Annotated in this window: 20 protein-coding genes and 1 riboswitch; of the genes, 8 read left to right on the plus strand and 12 right to left on the minus strand. The window is 65.4% G+C overall.

Going from position 1 to position 17,334, the window contains the following annotated elements; genetic code table 11:
- Positions 1–11: 11 nt before the first annotated feature.
- The 4 genes from L0963_RS18025 to L0963_RS18040 are packed head-to-tail and all read right to left on the minus strand — an operon-like array spanning position 12 to position 3,512.
- Complete coding sequence (locus tag L0963_RS18025) at positions 12–536, minus strand: GNAT family N-acetyltransferase (RefSeq protein ID WP_186401112.1); 525 nt, start codon at positions 534–536, stop codon at positions 12–14.
- Complete coding sequence (locus L0963_RS18030) at positions 536–1,591, minus strand: homocysteine S-methyltransferase family protein (protein WP_234181030.1); 1,056 nt, start codon at positions 1,589–1,591, stop codon at positions 536–538. Before L0963_RS18030 ends, L0963_RS18025 begins: the two co-directional genes overlap by 1 nt.
- The gene (metF, locus tag L0963_RS18035; protein WP_186401114.1) at positions 1,588–2,526 is read right to left on the minus strand and encodes a methylenetetrahydrofolate reductase; all 939 of its coding nucleotides are present in this window, start codon (positions 2,524–2,526) and stop codon (positions 1,588–1,590) included. Before metF ends, L0963_RS18030 begins: the two co-directional genes overlap by 4 nt.
- Positions 2,523–3,512 (minus strand): ArsR/SmtB family transcription factor, encoded by a 990-nt coding sequence (locus L0963_RS18040; RefSeq protein ID WP_234181032.1) that lies wholly within the window; start codon positions 3,510–3,512, stop codon positions 2,523–2,525. The genes metF and L0963_RS18040 overlap by 4 nt, the downstream gene beginning before the upstream one ends.
- A gap of 213 nt (positions 3,513–3,725) precedes the next feature.
- Here L0963_RS18040 and L0963_RS18045 point away from each other — a divergent pair, with 213 nt between their 5' ends.
- From L0963_RS18045 to L0963_RS18060, 4 genes are all read left to right on the plus strand, one after another.
- Positions 3,726–4,043 carry a hypothetical protein gene (locus tag L0963_RS18045; RefSeq protein WP_003042650.1) on the plus strand — a complete coding sequence of 106 codons (318 nt, stop codon included), beginning with the start codon at positions 3,726–3,728 and terminating at the stop codon, positions 4,041–4,043.
- Positions 4,044–4,234: 191 nt separating this feature from the next.
- Positions 4,235–4,528 (plus strand): hypothetical protein, encoded by a 294-nt coding sequence (locus tag L0963_RS18050; RefSeq protein ID WP_003042652.1) that lies wholly within the window; start codon positions 4,235–4,237, stop codon positions 4,526–4,528.
- A 78-nt stretch (positions 4,529–4,606) separates the two neighbouring features.
- On the plus strand, positions 4,607–4,813 hold the full coding sequence (locus tag L0963_RS18055) for a hypothetical protein (protein ID WP_186401116.1): 207 nt from the start codon (positions 4,607–4,609) through the stop codon (positions 4,811–4,813).
- A 32-nt stretch (positions 4,814–4,845) separates the two neighbouring features.
- Positions 4,846–4,926, plus strand: a riboswitch (ZMP/ZTP riboswitch).
- An 18-nt stretch (positions 4,927–4,944) separates the two neighbouring features.
- The gene (locus L0963_RS18060) at positions 4,945–5,622 is read left to right on the plus strand and encodes a DJ-1/PfpI family protein (RefSeq protein ID WP_186401117.1); all 678 of its coding nucleotides are present in this window, start codon (positions 4,945–4,947) and stop codon (positions 5,620–5,622) included.
- 9 nt (positions 5,623–5,631) lie between these two features.
- On the opposite strand, the gene L0963_RS18065 is transcribed toward L0963_RS18060, so the two are convergent.
- The 3 genes from L0963_RS18065 to groES form a co-directional block, all read right to left on the minus strand.
- On the minus strand, positions 5,632–6,414 hold the full coding sequence (locus L0963_RS18065) for a glutaminyl-peptide cyclotransferase (RefSeq protein ID WP_186401118.1): 783 nt from the start codon (positions 6,412–6,414) through the stop codon (positions 5,632–5,634).
- 127 nt (positions 6,415–6,541) lie between these two features.
- The gene (gene groL, locus L0963_RS18070) at positions 6,542–8,185 is read right to left on the minus strand and encodes a chaperonin GroEL (protein WP_062900975.1); all 1,644 of its coding nucleotides are present in this window, start codon (positions 8,183–8,185) and stop codon (positions 6,542–6,544) included.
- Positions 8,186–8,250: 65 nt separating this feature from the next.
- On the minus strand, positions 8,251–8,538 hold the full coding sequence (groES, locus tag L0963_RS18075; RefSeq protein ID WP_003042663.1) for a co-chaperone GroES: 288 nt from the start codon (positions 8,536–8,538) through the stop codon (positions 8,251–8,253).
- 54 nt (positions 8,539–8,592) lie between these two features.
- Here groES and L0963_RS18080 point away from each other — a divergent pair, with 54 nt between their 5' ends.
- Positions 8,593–9,207: a hypothetical protein gene (locus L0963_RS18080; RefSeq protein ID WP_186401119.1), complete on the plus strand. Its 615-nt coding sequence runs from the start codon at positions 8,593–8,595 to the stop codon at positions 9,205–9,207.
- Here L0963_RS18080 and L0963_RS18085 read toward each other — a convergent pair.
- Both L0963_RS18085 and L0963_RS18090 read right to left on the minus strand, forming a co-directional pair.
- The gene (locus tag L0963_RS18085; RefSeq protein ID WP_186401120.1) at positions 9,125–10,534 is read right to left on the minus strand and encodes an MATE family efflux transporter; all 1,410 of its coding nucleotides are present in this window, start codon (positions 10,532–10,534) and stop codon (positions 9,125–9,127) included. The genes L0963_RS18080 and L0963_RS18085 overlap by 83 nt on opposite strands.
- Before the next feature lie 113 nt (positions 10,535–10,647).
- Positions 10,648–11,220: a Pycsar system effector family protein gene (locus L0963_RS18090; protein ID WP_186401121.1), complete on the minus strand. Its 573-nt coding sequence runs from the start codon at positions 11,218–11,220 to the stop codon at positions 10,648–10,650.
- Positions 11,221–11,382: 162 nt separating this feature from the next.
- Between L0963_RS18090 and L0963_RS18095 the strand changes: the two genes are divergently transcribed.
- From L0963_RS18095 to L0963_RS18105, 3 genes are all read left to right on the plus strand, one after another.
- Positions 11,383–11,619 (plus strand): acyl carrier protein, encoded by a 237-nt coding sequence (locus tag L0963_RS18095; RefSeq protein WP_186401122.1) that lies wholly within the window; start codon positions 11,383–11,385, stop codon positions 11,617–11,619.
- Positions 11,620–11,714: 95 nt separating this feature from the next.
- Positions 11,715–12,917: a serine palmitoyltransferase gene (spt, locus tag L0963_RS18100; protein ID WP_062900979.1), complete on the plus strand. Its 1,203-nt coding sequence runs from the start codon at positions 11,715–11,717 to the stop codon at positions 12,915–12,917.
- Positions 12,918–13,045: 128 nt separating this feature from the next.
- Positions 13,046–14,989, plus strand: a complete 1,944-nt coding sequence (locus tag L0963_RS18105) for an ATP-binding protein (RefSeq protein WP_234181034.1) — start codon at positions 13,046–13,048, stop codon at positions 14,987–14,989.
- Here the strand turns inward: L0963_RS18105 and L0963_RS18110 are convergent.
- The 3 genes from L0963_RS18110 to L0963_RS18120 are packed head-to-tail and all read right to left on the minus strand — an operon-like array spanning position 14,986 to position 17,307.
- On the minus strand, positions 14,986–15,846 hold the full coding sequence (locus tag L0963_RS18110) for a hypothetical protein (RefSeq protein WP_234181036.1): 861 nt from the start codon (positions 15,844–15,846) through the stop codon (positions 14,986–14,988). The genes L0963_RS18105 and L0963_RS18110 overlap by 4 nt on opposite strands.
- A gap of 8 nt (positions 15,847–15,854) precedes the next feature.
- The gene (locus L0963_RS18115; RefSeq protein WP_003042677.1) at positions 15,855–16,826 is read right to left on the minus strand and encodes a diacylglycerol/lipid kinase family protein; all 972 of its coding nucleotides are present in this window, start codon (positions 16,824–16,826) and stop codon (positions 15,855–15,857) included.
- Positions 16,827–16,833: 7 nt separating this feature from the next.
- A complete protein-coding gene (locus L0963_RS18120) occupies positions 16,834–17,307 on the minus strand; it encodes a DUF2141 domain-containing protein (protein WP_062900982.1) in 474 nt (157 codons plus the stop codon).
- Positions 17,308–17,334 lie beyond the last annotated feature (27 nt).

Genomic DNA, 17,334 nt, shown 5'->3' on the forward strand with positions numbered 1-17,334 from the left:
TCCAAAGAGAATCAGGCAGCAAGCGGGCGGGCGAGAACGCGGTCGTCGTAGAGCTTTCCCCCGACGTTGAACTGGCGTGTCCCGACGTCGACGAAGCCCTGCTTGCGATAGAAAGCGAGCGCCCGTTCGTTGCGGGCGTAAACGCCGAGCAACAGGCGGCGATGCCCTGCCGCAGCGTCAAGAGCGCAGCGCATCAGGGCGGCGCCAAGTCCGCTGCCATGAAAACGAGACAGCGAATAAATGCGCTTGAGTTCGATGTCGCCCGCCTCGGCAGCGGCGAGGTCGGGCCGGCCGATCAGCGCGAAGCCGATCGGCGCGCCGCCCGGCTGCGCCTCGGCAAGCCAGGCGCGCGCGCCCGACGCCAGATAGGCGCGATAGGCGGCCTCCTGATGCTGCGCCGCGCAATGCCCGACGATCGCCTGGCCGTCGAGAATGCCCGCGAAGGTTTCGAGGAAGGTCGCGGCGCCGATCAATGCCAACGCGGCGGCATCAGCCTCTCCGGCCTCGCGGATCGCCCATGTCGGTCCGTCCTCCATCAGGATGCCGCCGCCATCGTGAAGGGTTCCAGCCCGGCAAGGCGCGTGCGCACCGGCACCTCGGGAATCCGGCGCGCGGGGAGGCCCTGTACGGCCTTTGCCATCGCCGCGATATGCGCCGGGGTCGATCCGCAGCAGCCGCCGAGGATGTTGACCTGACCATGGTCGGCCCATTCGCGGAGCAGCGCCGCGGTCGTGTCGGGCAGTTCGTCATATTCGCCAAGCTCGTTGGGCAGGCCGGCGTTCGGATAGACCATCACCAGCGTGTCGGCGAGGTCGGAGAGCACGCGGACATGCGGGCGAAGCTGCGCCGCGCCGAACGAGCAGTTGAGCCCTACTGTCAGCGGCTTCGCATGACGCACCGCATACCAGAAAGCCTCGACCGTGTGGCCCGACAGGTTGCGGCCCGACAGGTCGGTGAGCGTCATCGAGATCATCAGCGGCAGCTCGCGCCCGACCTTCGCCTCCGCCTCGATCGTCGCGGCGATGCCGGCCTTGGCATTCAGCGTGTCGAAGATCGTCTCGATCAGGATGAAATCGGCTCCGCCTTCAGCCAGCGCGATTACCTGTTCGCGATAGACGTCCTTCAATTCGTCGAAATCGATCTCGCGATAGCCGGGATTGTTGACGTCGGGCGACAGCGACAGCGTCTTGTTCGTCGGCCCGACCGCGCCCGCGACGAAGCGGCGCCGGCCGTCCTCAGCCGCGAACTTGTCGGCCGCTTCGCGCCCCAGGCGCGCGCTTTCGTGGTTGATGTCAGCAACCAGCGCTTCGGCGCCATAATCGGCCTGGCTGATCCGGTTCGCGCTGAACGTGTTGGTCGAGACGATGTCCGATCCGGCGGCGAGATAGGCCTCGCCGATCGCGGTCACGACATCCTGCCGCGTCAGCGCAAGGATGTCGTTATTACCCTTCTGGTCGTGACCGAGGCGGAGCGATCCCGCATAATCGGCTTCGCCGAGCTTGCGGAGCTGGATCTGGGTGCCCCAGCCACCATCGGTGAGCAGGATGCGATCCTTCGCCGCCGCGATCAGGGCCTCGCGCGCTGAGATCATGCCGCCTTATCCTTTGCCGGCGCCACCGGCCGCAACCCCAGCATATGACAGATCGCATAGCTGAGTTCGGCGCGGTTGAGCGTGTAGAAGTGAAAATCGCGTACCCCGCCCGCGTAGAGGCGGCGGCACATTTCGGCCGCGACCGTCGCGGCAACGAGCTGACGCGCGGCGGGCAGGTCGTCGAGCCCCTCGAACAGCGCGATCATCCATGCGGGGATTGCGGTGCCGCACATATCGGCCATGCGCCGCGTCTGCGAGACGTTCGACACCGGCAGGATGCCCGGCACGATCGGCGCGTCGATGCCCGCCGCATCCGCGGCGTCGCGGAAGCGCAGGAAGGCTTCGGGCGAGAAGAAGAATTGCGTGATCGCGCGCGTCGCCCCGGCATCGAGCTTACGCTTCAGATTGTCGAGATCGGCCTGCGGGCAATCGGCGTCGGGATGCACCTCGGGATAAGCGGCGACGGAAATGTCGAACGGCGCGATCCGCTTCAACCCGGCGACGAGCTCGACCGCATTGGCAAAACCATCGGGATGCGCCCGATACGCACCGCCGCCGGGGACATCGCCGCGCAGCGCGACGATATGCCGCACGCCCGCGTCCCAATAGGCGCGCGCAACCTCTTCGATTTCACCGCGCGACGCCTCGACGCAGGTCAGGTGCGCGGCGGGCGGCACCGCGCTTTCGGACGCGATCCGCGCCACCGTCGCATGGGTGCGCTCGCGCGTCGATCCGCCCGCACCATAAGTTACCGATACGAAGCGCGGCGCCAGCGGCTCGAGCGTGCGGAACGTGTCCCACAGCTGCGCCTCCATCTTCTCGGTCTTGGGCGGAAAGAATTCGAAACTGACCCCGATGTCGCCTTCCAGATTGGCGAACAGCGGCGACGCCGCAGCGCGGCGCGCTTCGGCCAGCGCGTCGAGGGAAGTGGTCATGCGGCGAGCCTTTTGCCTTCGCCGTCGCCCTCGGCGACGGGGGGTTGATCTTGGTCACGGCGGCGCGCGCCAAGCCACAGCTTGACCGCGAGCGCACCGCCTTCGAGTGTTTGCGTCCGTTCGAGCGTCAGCCCCGACGCGGCGAACCAGCCGCCGATCTGCGTATCCGAAAAGCCGAGGCGCGCGTGCGCCGCCAGAGCGCGCAGCTCCTCATCCTCGTGCGGCGCAAAATCGGCGACGAGCAAATGCCCGCCATCACGCAGCACGCGGGCGGCTTCGGCGATGACCCGCTCGGGTTCGTGCGCAAAGTGCAGCGCCTGGTGGATAACCACCGAATCGACGCTGGCGTCGGCGATGGGCAGCGCGAGGAAATCACCCTGCACCAGATCGACCGGCACTGCCTGATCCGACAGTTTGGCGCGCGCGATGCGCAGCATTTCGGGGCTGCGGTCGAGGGCGGTGATCCGCTGCGCCGTTGGCGCGAAGATTTCGGCCATGCGCCCGGTGCCGGTGCCGACGTCGAGCAGATGGCCCAGCGCGCGCCCGTGCATCATCGCGACCATCGCGTCCTCGACCTCGCTTTCGGCGACGTGGCGCGACCGGATCGCATCCCATTCGGCCGCATGGTCGGCGAAATAGCGTTCGGCCACCGCTGCGCGCTCGGCGCGAACCGCGGCAAGTCGGCGCGCATCCTGTGCGATCACCAGCGCCTCGCGCGCCGAGAAGGGCCAAGACCCCGCAGCAGCAGCCATGTCGGCGCCCGGCCCCTGTTCGGCGATGCGCAGGAAGACCCAGCTCCCCTCGCGGCGGCGCTCGACGATCCCGGCTTCGGCCAGGATGCGGACGTGGCGCGAAACGCGCGGCTGGCTCTGTTCGAGCACCGCCGCCAGTTCGCCGATCGCCAGCTCCATCTCGCGCAGCAAGGCAACGACGCGCAACCGCGTCTGGTCGGCCAGGGCCCGGAAAATGTCGATCAGCTCGCTCATAGCAGTATCATATAAAGACTTCTTTATATGTGGTCAACGAATTGTCGAGCAACGACGGCGCGCGCGATTGCGACGAACGCCACCCCTGGGACAAAAAGTCCGTTGCGCCCCCACTTACAACCTTGTAATTCCGGCGCCCGATCAACGGGAGCAGGATCGCATTGGTCCGGTCCGCCCGCCGGTCGAGAAGTTCAATCAAGAGGGGTATCCCAAATGAAGAAGTCGATCACTCTGTCGCTCGTCCTCGCTGCGTCGCTGAGCGTTGCCGCTTGCTCGCAGAAGGCTGCTGACGAAGCCGCTCCGGCCGACACCGCGGCCACCGAAACCGTCGAAGGCGCCGCCGACGGCGCGATGGAAGCCGCTTCGAGCGCCGCCGACGCGACCGCTTCGGCCGCGACCGACGCAGCCGCTGCCGCCGGCGACGCTGCCGACAAGGCTGGCGAAGCTGCCGACAAGGCCAGCGAAGCCGCTGCGGCCGCCAAGGAAGCGACCGATGCCGCTGCCGCGAAGATGGAAGAAGCGAAGAAGTAAGCTTCCACTTTCGCCTGCACAGGCAAGGAAATCGGGGGTCGTCGACATGCGTCGGCGGCCCCTTTTCCTTTTGCGATCAATACCCCGCGGCCACCGCGTCCCGCCGCACGGTTGCCAAGCCGGGCAGGCGCAGTTAGTCTCCGCGCCCAGTGGCCGGTTATCCGGCCGCTTGCACATCGAAAGGAACATATATGCGCAAGATCATCCTCGCCTCGATGGCCGCAGCGGCCTTCAGCCTCGCCGCTTGCTCGGAAAAGGCGCAGCAGGAAACGTCTGAAGCCGGCGATGCGATCGCCGCCGATGCCGCCAGCGCGGGCGATGCCGTCGCCGATGGGGCGGCCGACGCCGCTGACGCGACCGCCGATGCCGCGAAGGACGCCGGCAACGCCGTCGAAGGCACCGTGAATGCCGCTGGCGACGCCGCTGCTGCCGCGGGTGACAAGATTCAGGAAGAAACCAAGAAGGCCGAAGCCAACGACAAGTAAGTCGTCGGCAGGCCCTTGGCCTGATAGGGAAAGAGGGGCTTCGCCGGAATGGCGGAGCCCCTTTTCGCAGGAGCCGACATGACGAAATTTCCAACCTGCGCGGCCTTGGCCGCGGCCCTGTGCCTCGTTGCCGGCTGCAGCCGCACCGACAATGAGCCCGGCCCCGGCGGCGTCACGGTCAGCGAAGCCAAGGCGCTCGACGATGCGGCCGAAATGCTCGAAAGCCGCGACGGCACCGATACGAAAGCCGACAGCGCCGCGAGCGGCGAAGACGGCGGCAAATAGGCTTTCGCCGAGGCGATTGCCGCGATAGAAGCCAGGCGTCCCGCAACTGGCGCTGAAGATGGAGTTCCATCGGGGAGCGGGACCGATGCGAGCCGCGCGCCTGGGTGATCCGTCAGAAAAGGACCATCCCGATGCCCGAAGCACCGCAAACCACCATCGTCTTTCTGCTGTTTCCCGGCATCACCCAGCTCGATTTCACCGCCCCCGCGCAGGCGCTGTGCCGCCTGCCCGGCGCGCGGTTGATCGGCGCCGCGGCCAGCCTCGATCCGATATCGACCGACTGCGGCTTTGCAATCCTGCCGACGCATGATTTCGCTGCGGCGCCGCAGGCCGATATACTGTGCGTTCCCGGCGGACATGGTGTCGCCGAAGCGTTGGGCGACCCGGCAACGATCGATTTCATCGCGCGGCAGGCGGCGGGCGCCACCTGGGTGACGAGCGTGTGCACCGGCGCCTTCCTGCTCGGCCGCGCGGGGCTGCTCGAAGGGCGGCGCGCGACCACGCACTGGGCCTATACGCATCTCTTGCCGATGGTCGGTGCGCGCCACGAAGCGGCGCGCGTGGTCGAGGACGGCCCCGTCGTGACGAGCGGCGGGGTGACGTCGGGCCTCGATTTCGCGCTGACGCTGGTCGCGCGGATGCGGGGCGACGCGGCCGCGCAGGCGATCCAGCTCGCAATCGAATATGATCCAGCCCCGCCCTTCGCCGGCGGCCACCCCGACCGGGCGCCCGCCGCGGTGACCGAGGGGTTGAAAGCGCGCGTCTATGACGCAGCGGCGGCGCGGATGGCAGCGGCGCTCAAGAGCTAGAACCGGCCCCTATGCGCAGTTTGCGAGGGCGATCTCGTAGAGTTTGGGCCAATATTTGCCGGTGACGAACAGCCGCTTGCCCTTCGCGTCCCACGCGATGCCGTTGAGCACGCTGTCGCTGTCGCTGACCCCGGCGTCTTTGCGCAGCCCGGTCAGGTCGATGTAGGAGACGATGGCGGCCCTGTCGGGGTCGATCCGCACGATGACGTCGCTCATCCACACATTCGCCCAGACCTGCCCGTCGATCGCCTCGAGTTCGTTGAGCATGGCAAGCGGACGGCCGCCGAAGCGAACGGTGACGCGGCGCTTTTCCGCCATCGTGGCGGGATCGAAGAAGCGCAGCGTCGGTGTCCCGTCGCTGAGCACGATCGTATCGCCGAGCGTCGTCACTCCCCAGCCTTCGCCCGAATAGGTGAAGTCGCCGACCGGCTTCAGATCCTTGAGGCGCCAGCGATGGCCGATGCCGTTCTGCCAGGTGACGCCGATAATCTGGTCGCGCCAGCGCGTGATCCCTTCACCGAACTGGTCGGCGGGGAGGGGCGTTTCGGCGAGCGCCTTGCCGGTCGCCAGGTCGAGCCGCGCGATGCGCGAATGGCCGTATTGCCCCGTCCCTTCGTAAAGATGGCCGTCGTCCCAGAACAGGCCCTGGGTGAAGGAGGACGGATCGTGCGGATAGGTCTGGACCACCCGGTAGCCGCAGCGTTCGATCGTGGCGCGCGGCGGCGGCGCAGGCGGAGCGACGGCGGCCGCGGGATCGGCGAGCAGCGCGGCAAGGACGAGAAGCAGGCTCATGACCGCCTAGCTATGCTGCGGCGCATGAACTGGCAATGGCCCGGAAAAAGGTGGGTGGACAGAAAAGGGCCGGAGGATTGCTCCTCCGGCCCCGTTTCTTGTTGGCTGAGCGCCGAACGGTAAGGACTTAGAAGTCCATGCCGCCCATGCCGCCCATGCCGCCGCCGCCCATCGGCATCGCCGGCTTGTCTTCGGGAAGCTCGCTCACCGCCGCTTCGGTGGTGATGAGCAGGCCCGAAACCGAGGCAGCGTCCTGAAGCGCGGTGCGCACGACCTTGGTCGGGTCGATGACGCCGGCGGCCTTCAGATTTTCATAGACGTCGGTCGCGGCGTTGAAGCCCTGATCCTGGTTGTTTTCGCGCAGCAGGTTGCCGGCGACAACCGCACCGTCATGGCCGGCGTTGGCCGCGATCTGACGCAGCGGCGCTTCGATCGCCTTGCGGACGATGTCGATACCGCGGGTCTGGTCGTCGTTGGCGCCCTTCAGCCCATCGAGAGCCTTGGTGGCATACAGCAGAGCCGTACCGCCGCCGGGGACGATGCCTTCCTCGACCGCGGCGCGGGTCGCGTGCAGCGCGTCGTCGACGCGATCCTTGCGTTCCTTCACCTCGACTTCGGTCGCACCGCCGACCTTGATCACCGCAACGCCGCCGGCGAGCTTCGCCAGACGTTCCTGCAGCTTTTCGCGATCGTAATCCGACGTGGTGGTTTCGATCTGCGCGCGGATCTGTTCGACGCGGGCCTTGATCGCGTCGCCTTCACCCGCACCGTCGACGATGGTGGTGTTGTCCTTGTCGATCGTGACGCGCTTCGCCTGGCCGAGCATGTTCAGCGTGACCGACTCGAGCTTGATGCCCAGGTCTTCGCTGATCATTTCGCCGGCGGTCAGGATTGCGATGTCCTGCAGCATCGCCTTGCGGCGATCGCCGAAGCCCGGCGCCTTGACGGCCGCGACCTTGAGGCCGCCGCGCAGACGGTTGACGACCAGCGTCGCGAGCGCTTCGCCTTCGATGTCTTCGGCGATGATGAGCAGCGGACGGCCCGACTGCACAACCGCTTCGAGGATCGGAAGCATCGACTGAAGGTTCGACAGCTTCTTTTCGAAGATCAGGATGTACGGATCAGCCAGTTCGACCGTCATCTTTTCGGGGTTGGTGATGAAGTAGGGCGACAGATAGCCGCGGTCGAACTGCATGCCTTCGACGACATCGAGTTCAAACTCGAGGCCCTTGGCTTCCTCGACGGTGATCACGCCTTCCTTGCCGACCTTTTCCATCGCTTCGGCGATCTTTTCGCCGACTTCGACGTCGCCATTGGCCGAGATGATGCCGACCTGCGCGATTTCCGACGAGCCCGACACGGCGGTCGAACGGCCCTTGAGGTCTTCGACGACCTTGGTGACCGCGAGGTCGATGCCGCGCTTCAGGTCCATCGGGTTCATGCCGGCAGCAACCGACTTCATGCCTTCGCGGACGATCGCCTGGGCGAGGACCGTCGCGGTGGTGGTGCCGTCACCGGCCTTGTCGTTCGCCTTCGAGGCGACTTCGCGCAGCATCTGCGCGCCCATGTTTTCGAACTTGTCCTTGAGTTCGATTTCCTTGGCGACCGAGACACCGTCCTTGGTGATGCGGGGGGCGCCGAAGCTCTTGTCGATCACGACATTGCGGCCCTTGGGGCCCAGCGTGACCTTGACGGCGTCGGCGAGGATGTCGACGCCCTTCAGGATGCGTTCGCGTGCGTCGCGCGAAAATTTAACGTCCTTGGCAGCCATGAGGATGCTCCTTTAATAAAAGCGCAGAAAACTGCGTAACTTCACACTGAAATCGGCAAACAGGCTCAGGCGAGAACGCCGAGGATGTCCGATTCCTTCATGATCAACAGCTCTTCGCCATCGACCTTGACTTCGGTGCCCGACCATTTGCCGAACAGGATGCGGTCGCCCGACTTGACGTCGAGCGGCGTCACCTTGCCATCTTCGGCCTTGCTGCCGGTGCCGACGGCGACGACTTCGCCTTCCTGCGGCTTTTCCTTGGCGGTGTCGGGAATGATGATGCCGCCAGCCGTCTTTTCTTCGGCTTCGATACGGCGGACGAGCACGCGGTCGTGCAGCGGACGAAATTGCATGGATGTCCCTCCAGTAATGCAATGGATGTCAGACTTAGCACTCACGGGGTGCGAGTGCTAACAACCGGGCATATGGGTGGAGGGTGTGACAGCGTCAAGGCGATTAAGGGAAAATTTTCGGCGGCGCGGTACGGCGGTCAGATGGGGTGCGAGATTCCGATCATCAAGGGTGCAGATTCACCCGTCCAGCGGGACTTGCTGGAGCGCGGCGCGCGACTGCGCAGCGAACTTCTCGATGCATTCGCGCGGCTTGAGGAAACGATTGTCCGGAAACTAGCGCAGCAAGGGAAATTCTCACCCAGCGCGTCGCTGACTCATAAGCTCGACACTCTCGAAAAGGCCGCGTTCCGATATCCCGCTAAAGCCCACCAGCGGATCGCCGAAATTCGACCGTTGGTGGATTGCCGAAACGACATCGTTCATTCCACCCTCAATCTCGCGGAGATGTCTGGCGGTGAGACTGGCAGCTATTTTGTTTTCCGGAACGTTTCCGCAATTCAGGACTCCACCGGCCGACAATTTCGCGCGCTAACGCCAGAAGAGTTCAAAATGCTCGTCGGCCGAGTGAAGACGGCCACCAAGCATCTCAACGATCAACCAATGAAGGCAACAACCCCAACCGCGCCCGCATCCGCCAGCGCATCAGCAGTACCGCCGACACCACGATGAGCCCGACCGCCAGACCGATCCACACGCCAACGCCCGCAAGCGGCGTCCAGAAGCCGAGGTAGACGGCGGTGCCATAGCCCGCGATCCAGTAGCCGCAGACCGCGATGATCATCGGCACGCGCGTATCCTGAAGCCCGCGCAATACGCCCGCCGCGACCGTCTGGGCGCCATCGAACAGCTGGAACGCGGCGGCCACGAGCAGGAACTGCAGCGCAAAATGGACGAGCGCGGCGTTACGCGCCGCATCGACGTCGACGTAGATCGACAGCACGAGCCGCGGCGCGAGCCAGATCACCGCCGCGGTCACGACCATGAACCCGATACCGAGGATCAGCGACGCCTGCCCCGCGAGCGTAATGCCGCGATGGTCGCGCGCGCCATAGGAAAGGCCGACCCGGATCGTCGCCGCCTGCGCCACGCCGAACGGGATCTGGAAGGCGAGCGCCGCGATCTGGAGCGCGAGGGTGTGCCCGGCAAGCTGCGCCTCACCGATCCGGCCCATCAGGAAAGCGGCGCCGGTAAACAGCCCGGCCTCGGCCAGAATGATGAGGCCGATCGGGGTGCCGATCCGGAGCATTTCCCAGAAGCGGGGCCATTCGGAGCGCCACCAGTTGCCGAACAGATGATAGCGGCGCAGCCGCCGGTCGGTCTGGATCACGATGATATAGGCGATCAGCATCACCGTGCTCGTGATGACGCTCGACAGCGCCGAGCCCTGCAGTCCGAGGGCCGGCATACCGAGATGGCCGAAGACGAGGCTCCAGTTGCCGAGGGCGTTGACGAACAGCGCGAGGAAGGTGATCGCGGTGGCAATCGTCGGACGTCCGAGCGCCGAAACAAAGATGCGCAACACGCTCGCTGCGATCATCGGCACCATACCCCACATCAGGATCAACAGGAAACTGGCGGCATGTGCCGTGATTTCGGGGTCTTGCCCGGTTGCGCGCATGATCGGGCCGCCCGCGGCGCAGACGCCCATGAACAGCACGGACACGATCGCACTGAGCCACAGCGCCATGCGGACGGTGCGCCGTACTTCGCGCACGGCATGTTTGCGCCGCCCGAGTTCGGCAGCGACGAGCGGCGCTGCGGCGCCGACGAGCCCGGTCCCTGTCCATAGCAACAGGCCGAAGATCGAGACGCCAAGCGACGAGGCGGCAAGCGGCGCATCGCCGAGTCGCGCCACGAAGATCACGTCGATCGCATGGACCATCATCTGCAGCAGGTTCGCCGCCGCCAGCGGCAGGGCGAGCGCCAGCGTCGCGCGAAATTCGGCGCGGAAAGTCTGCGGTTGATCCGCCGTCAGGGGGTGGGCCTGCTCGAGCATAGCCGGCCCGGATAGGCGCGCTTTTGCGGCCGCTCAATAGCGCGCGAGCGCCGCGCGCGGTTTCGGATGCGGGGGGTGATAAAAAGGCAACAGCCGCTCTCTCATTTCGGCCTTTACCCCGCCCACATTACCGCCATCTCATAGGCGAAGGCGAGGAAGGTCAGCGTCAGGCCGACGACGAACAGGCGATAGGCATAGGCGAGGTAGCGATATTTGCGCCGCGCGAGGACGAGGCCGTTCTGATAGGTGTCGCGCAGGATCGTTTCATAAAGATCCTCCTCGGTCCGCATCCGTGCCTTGACCGCGTCGATGAACTCATCCTCCTCCATCTGCTCGAACCGGCCGAAAAATAGGATATTGCTATGATCCTTACCATCGCGAAAGACTGCGGGCGGCGCCTTGCCGACGCGCGGGAGTACCGCCGATATGGCGAGCAGCGCCGAGAGGAAGGAGAAGGTCGCCAGCAGCGCGAGCGGCAGCGCGAAGGCCCCCGCCCCGGCGCGCGCCTGTCCGACCGCGAGGGTGAAGACCACGAAGGTCGCGCCCATCAGGATCGACGCCTTTTGATCGGCCATCTGCGACAATTGCATCGTGATCTGCTGATTGGTGCGCACGAGATGCACCGCGTTGGGCGGAAAGGATATGGCGGGCCGCTCCGGCGCCGCGTCCGATTTTGCGCTGTCCATCCAGCCCCCTCCCTGCCCCTTCAGCTTGCGGCGACCTTCGCCCGGATGGCACGAAGGACCGCGAACGGCAAGATGCTGCCCGATTGCCGCCGCAATCGCTTGCCAAGCGGGACGGGGCGCGGCATGCCCGCCCGCAGTTTTTTCATTATGGGACGCACCCGCATGAGCACCCCCCTCGCCGACCAGATCCACGGCCTGATCGAACCTTTCAACAAGAAGGGCGTCGCCCTGACCGACGCGACGACCTTTGCCGGCGACCTTGAATGGGACAGCCTGACGGTGATGGATTTCGTCGCCGAGGTCGAGGATACGTTCGACATCATCATCAGCATGAACATGCAGGCCGAGATCGAAACCGTCGGCGAGCTCGTCGCCGCGGTCGAAAAGCTGCAGGGCTGAAAATCTTGTGCTCCCCGGCGAAAGCCGGGGTCAACGCGACCTCGCGCGACCTATCTGGACCCCGGCTTTCGCCGGGGCACACGGAAGAAACGAATATGACCGACCTTTTCTCCAAATTCGATCCGCTCATCGAACAGCGCGCGGCGCTGCTCGCGACCGGCGTGACCGATCCGTTCAGCCTGGTGATGGAGAAAGTGCTCTCGCCCACCGTCGCAATCTGCAACGGGCGCGAGACGATCCTGCTCGGCACCTATAATTATATGGGCATGACCTTCGACGAGGATGTCATCGCCGCGGGCAAGGACGCGCTCGAGAAGTTCGGCAGCGGCACCACCGGCAGCCGCGTCCTCAACGGCACCTATCAGGGGCACAAGGCGTGCGAGGACGCACTGAAGGAATTTTACGCCATGGATCATGCCATGGTGTTTTCGACCGGATACCAGGCGAACCTCGGCATCATTTCGACGATCGCCGGCAAGGGCGACTATGTCATCCTCGACATCGACAGCCACGCGTCGATCTATGACGGATGCAAGATGGGCGACGCCGAAATCGTCGCTTTTCGCCACAACGATGTCGAAGCGCTCGAAAAGCGGCTGAAGCGCCTGCCCGCCGAGGCCGGCAAGCTCGTCGTGCTCGAAGGCGTCTATTCGATGCTCGGCGACGTGGCGCCGCTGAAGGAGATGATCCGCGTCTCCAAGGAAAATGGCGCGATGGTGCTGGTCGACGAGGCGCATTCGATGGGCTTCATTGGCGAACATGGCCGCGGCGTCGCCGAGGCGCAGGGCGTGATCGACGATGTCGACTTCATCATCGGCACCTTTTCGAAGAGCGTCGGCACCGTCGGTGGCTTCTGCGTGTCGAACCATCCGAAGTTCGAGATCTTGCGCCTCGTCTGCCGCCCTTACGTCTTCACCGCCTCGCTGCCGCCGAGCGTCGTCGCGACCGCGGCGACGAGCATCCGCAAGCTGATGCACGGCTCGAACAAGCGCGCGCATCTGTGGGAAAATTCGAAGACGCTGCACAAGGGGCTGCGCGATCTCGGCTTCACGCTGGGTACCGAAGAGCCGCAGTCGGCGATCATCGCGGTCATCATGCCCGACCTCGAAAAGGGCGCGATGATGTGGGAAGCGCTGCTCGAAGAAGGCCTCTACGTCAATCTCGCCCGCCCGCCCGCGACCCCCGCGGGCATGACGCTGCTGCGCTGCTCGCTATGTGCTGAACATTCGAGCGAGCAGGTGAGCGAGATCCTCGGCCGCTTCGAGCGCGCGGGCAAGCGCGTGGGAATTATCGGCTGAACCGAGCCGCGCCGCCGACCAGCGGATTCATTTTCGGGGCGAACCGAGCGGAACACCGCGCCGTGCGGTCTTCACCGCTTTGCCCCGGAACGCTTGTTGGATAGAAGATCAGCGTGTTCGAGCGGGATTTGGATCACGACAATGAGAGCCGTCGCGAACGGCTGCGCTTCTGGCTGACCGTCGGGCTGGGCGCGGTGCTGACGGGCGTCGTCGGCGCGCTCATCATGTTGATGAGCCGTGCCAACGACAATTATGACCGCTCGCTGAGCTGGCAGGCGCACAGCCTGGAAGTGATTTCACAGACGCGCAGCCTCGATGCCGCGCTGGCGCGCGCCGAGGCGGCACTCGGCCGCTTCGCTGTCGGCCTGAAAAAGGAGGACGGTCGCGTTTTTCAGCAGCAGTGGGGGCTGTCGCAGCAATATCTCGCGCTGCTCCGCCGCAACGTCCGCGACAATCCGGAGCAGGCGGCGCTGGTCAAGACACTGACCGCCGAACTCGACCGGCGCGGGACACAGCTCGGCGATGCGGCGCTCAGCGCCAATTACAACCAGACCATTGCCGCGATCTCGAAATATAACGCCGCCGGACACGATGCCGCGCTGCTGCGCATCGACCGGCTGCTGACCGAATTGATCGGCAACGAACGCGCGATCCTTGCCAACCGCAACCAGCTTGCAGCCGCCGACCGCGCCAGCCTGAACCAGGCGATCCTGCTGTTCACCGTGCTCGCCGCCGCCGCCGCCGTGATCGCGATTGCAGCGACCGTCTCACTCGTTCGGGCCCAGAGCGAACGCCGCGCGGCACGGCGCGAACAATTGGCCGAAAGCGACCGCGCGATGCTGCTGGAGGCGGCGGTGAACGAGCGAACGGCCGAGCTTGCCGAAGCGAACAGCGCGCTGCGAAGCGAAATGGCCGAACGCGCCGCCGCCGAGGAGCAGCTTCGCCAGGCGCAGAAGATGGAAGCGGTCGGCCAGTTGACCGGCGGCATCGCGCATGATTTCAACAATATGCTCGCTGTCGTCGTAGGCGGGCTGGAACTTGCGCAGCGGTGGATCGGCGAAGCGCCCGAAAAGGCACAGCGCCACATCGGCAATGCAATGGACGGGGCCAATCGCGCCGCCGACCTGACCCGCCGCCTGCTGGCCTTCGCACGGTCCGAACCCGCGCGCCCCGAAATGACGCCGATCGACGCCTGCATCGCGGGCTTTTCGGAATTGATCGGGCGCACGATCGGCGACCGTATCGCGCTGACGCTCGACCTTCAGACCGAAGGGCTCGCCTGCTGGGTTGACAAGCAGCAATTCGAAAATGCGCTGCTCAACCTTGCCGTAAACGCGCGCGACGCGATGGACGGGCACGGGTCGCTGACGATCCGGACGCTGCGCGATGAAAAGGACGACACCGCCGCGCTGGCGGTGGAGGTGATCGATACCGGCTGCGGCATGTCGCCCGAGGTACTCAAGCGCGTGTTCGACCCCTTCTACACCACGAAACCCGCGGGTCAGGGCACGGGCCTGGGGATGAGTCAGGTCTTTGCCTTTTGTCGCCAGTCGGGCGGCGAGGTGCAGATTCATTCGGTCGAGGGCGAAGGCACGCGCGTTGCGATGCTGCTGCCCGTCGCAAAACCGCATGCCGAAGCGGCGGCGCCCGCGGGCGGTTCCGATGCAGCGGTGAGCGAACCGCCGACGGACGCGATGCGCATTCTGGTGGTCGAGGATGACGAGCGCGTCCTGGCCGCCACCGTCGACGCCGTAACCGAGCTTGGTCATCAAGCGATCGCCTGCGACGATCCGCGCGCCGCCGCCGGGCTGGTCGAAGCGCATGGCGGGTTCGACCTGATTCTCAGCGACGTGCTGATGCCCGGCCTGACCGGCCCCGAAATGGTCGCAGAACTGAAGGAACGCTGGCCCGATCTGTCGGTGCTGTTCGTCACCGGCTACGCCGGCGATGCCAGTGAGTTCGAAAGCTTTGGCGACCATGACGTGCTGCGCAAGCCCTTTACGCTGAACGCGCTCGAACAGGCGATCCGCCGCTGCGGCGATGCGCCCGCACCGGAGCGCATCGCTTCCTAGCGGATTGCGCCGCTCTTCACGAGGCGCGGCACCAGCGTCAGCGCGGCGACGAGCGGCCAGCGGCGCTGCCACGGCTTGATCTCTATCTTGGTGCCCGCATGGCGGTTGATCTTCCAGGCGAGATAATCGATCCCGCCGGCATAGGTCAGGCTGGCCTTGGCGAGCCGCACGATGCTGAGCAGCTTGCCCTCGATCCGCCGCCGCGCCCAGCCGCCACCGGTAGCACCGGCCGGGATTGCCGCCATCGCCGGCAGGCTGAAGCGGTCGTAGCGCGCGGCGTCGGCATCGACGACCGACTGCGCCCGGCCGGTGCGTTCGGCGCGCAATTCGACCGAATAGGTCAACGAAAAGGCGCGCCGCCACCAATCGAGCGGCGCCTCGCCATCGACCGATCCCGCCGCCGCGAGCAATGTCGGCGCGGCGCGTGCCACCGCCGATACCGCGCGGTCCCGCGCGGTATCGGCGGTGGCCCAGACGAGCCGCGACGGCTGAGCAAATCGCGCCCAGACCGATACGTTGCGCGTTTCAGGGCCGTTCAGGCGGTGAAAATCGCTTTCGCTGAGCACCGCATATTTGGCGATCAGCCCCTCATGCTCGAACGGAAAGACGTTTGGCGGGATAAGCCGGTTGGCGGCCGCGAGCCAGCGCTTCGGATAGGCATCGCCATAGTCCGAAACGATCAGATAGAAATCGAGCATCAGCCCGTCGAGTTCGCTTTCGCGCAGGCAGCTGCCGTAAAAGAGTACCGCGCGGGCGCTGCCCGGGTAGCGGGCCGCGATCGCCGCCGCCATCGCAGCGACGCGCGGATCGACCGGTGTCGAAAGCTCTTCGCGGACGAGATCGGTATGCGCCGACATGCGAGCGCTCAGGCGGCGAGGCGCAGGAAGGGTACCGGCTGGGTCGAGGTCAGGATGATCGGCCGGCCGTGCTTTGCCTCGAAAATCTCGCCGTCGAGGATCACGTTCGAGCGTTCGCCCTCGATACGGATCTCATCACCCTGTTCGAAATGGACCCCGGCGAGCTGATGCTGGCCGAGGGTCCCTCGCCAAGTGGCCCCGAGCATGCGGAACAGCGCGCCGACGCTGCGGTCGACCGCGAGCAATTTCATCCGCCCGTCGCCGCCGTGCGTATCGCTGGTGCGGATACTCAGCAGCAGCTTTTCCAGTGTCGTGACGATGAGCAGCGAGAATTTGCCCTTGAGCTGGCCCTGTCGGATCAGCGACACGGTCAGCGGCTCGGGCTTCGGCGGCAGGCGCCCGCCGCCAATGCCGAAGATGATCGCGAAAAGCCCAAGAATCGCGGCGAGCACATGCGACAGGCCGTTGGGCAGGCCGAGCGGATAGATGCGATTGCGGCAATAGAGCATCACGTCGGCCAGATAGGCACCACCCAGGAACATGCCGAGCACGGGGCGATTGCCGCCGCTGTCGAGCGCGATGAGCTGCCGTTCAATGACATGATCCTCGAGCCGGCCATTCGACACGAGTTCGACGACGCGCTCGAGCGCCTTGATCGGATCGCCTTCGGCGCCCAGATCGAGCGCGATCAGGTTGGTCTTGCCGTTCGGCAGCACCGCGACGGGCGGCGGCGAACCGCCGAAATGCCCCCCCGAATAAAGTTCGGTCAGCGCGGCCTGAACGGTGCCGTCACCGCCGTTGATCGCGACGATGCGCGGGCTGACCATCGCGATCGTACGAATCGCTTCACCGATCTGGTCGACATCCTCGACCTCGTAATGAAAAATGTCGGGGTGCGCCGCGCAATATTCCCGAACCCGCGGCAACAGGGCACGATTCCCCGTTGAGCGCGGATTGGAAAGAAGGGCGACGCTTGCCATCGAGCCCCTACATATATTTCATGTTGATCGAGATCGTCTTCGGCGCGTTGCCAACATCGAACCCCGTCTTCTTGTAGCTCGGCTTGCCGAGATTGAAGATGTTGATGCTCGGGTTGTTCGACATGCCGCCGCCGTCCGAGGTCAGATCGGTCTTGCCGTTGCCGTTGACGTCGTGGCGCACCGCAATGCCATAGTGGCCCGCTTCGGGCAGCGGCACGCAAACGGTCATCGACCCGGCCTGTGCCGGCACTTCGACACGGGTGATCCAGCGCCCCTTGGCGAGCCATTCGGACGCTGTGGCACGATAGCTTTGCACACGAATCTTGCCCGTCCCGGCCTTCACGCCGTTGATGTGGACGAGGGTGGACGGACCGCTCCGGCATTTCGACAGGTCGTTGGTGATAACCTGTCCCTCTGCGTTTGCTGCCACGGATACGGCGAGCAGAGCCACGCAGAGCGACGCCGAGATAAATTTCGACATGACGCATTAGCTCCCAGTGGTTATAGC

The sequence above is a fragment of the Sphingopyxis sp. NFH-91 genome, assembly GCF_021401285.1.
Classification (GTDB): domain Bacteria; phylum Pseudomonadota; class Alphaproteobacteria; order Sphingomonadales; family Sphingomonadaceae; genus Sphingopyxis; species Sphingopyxis terrae_A.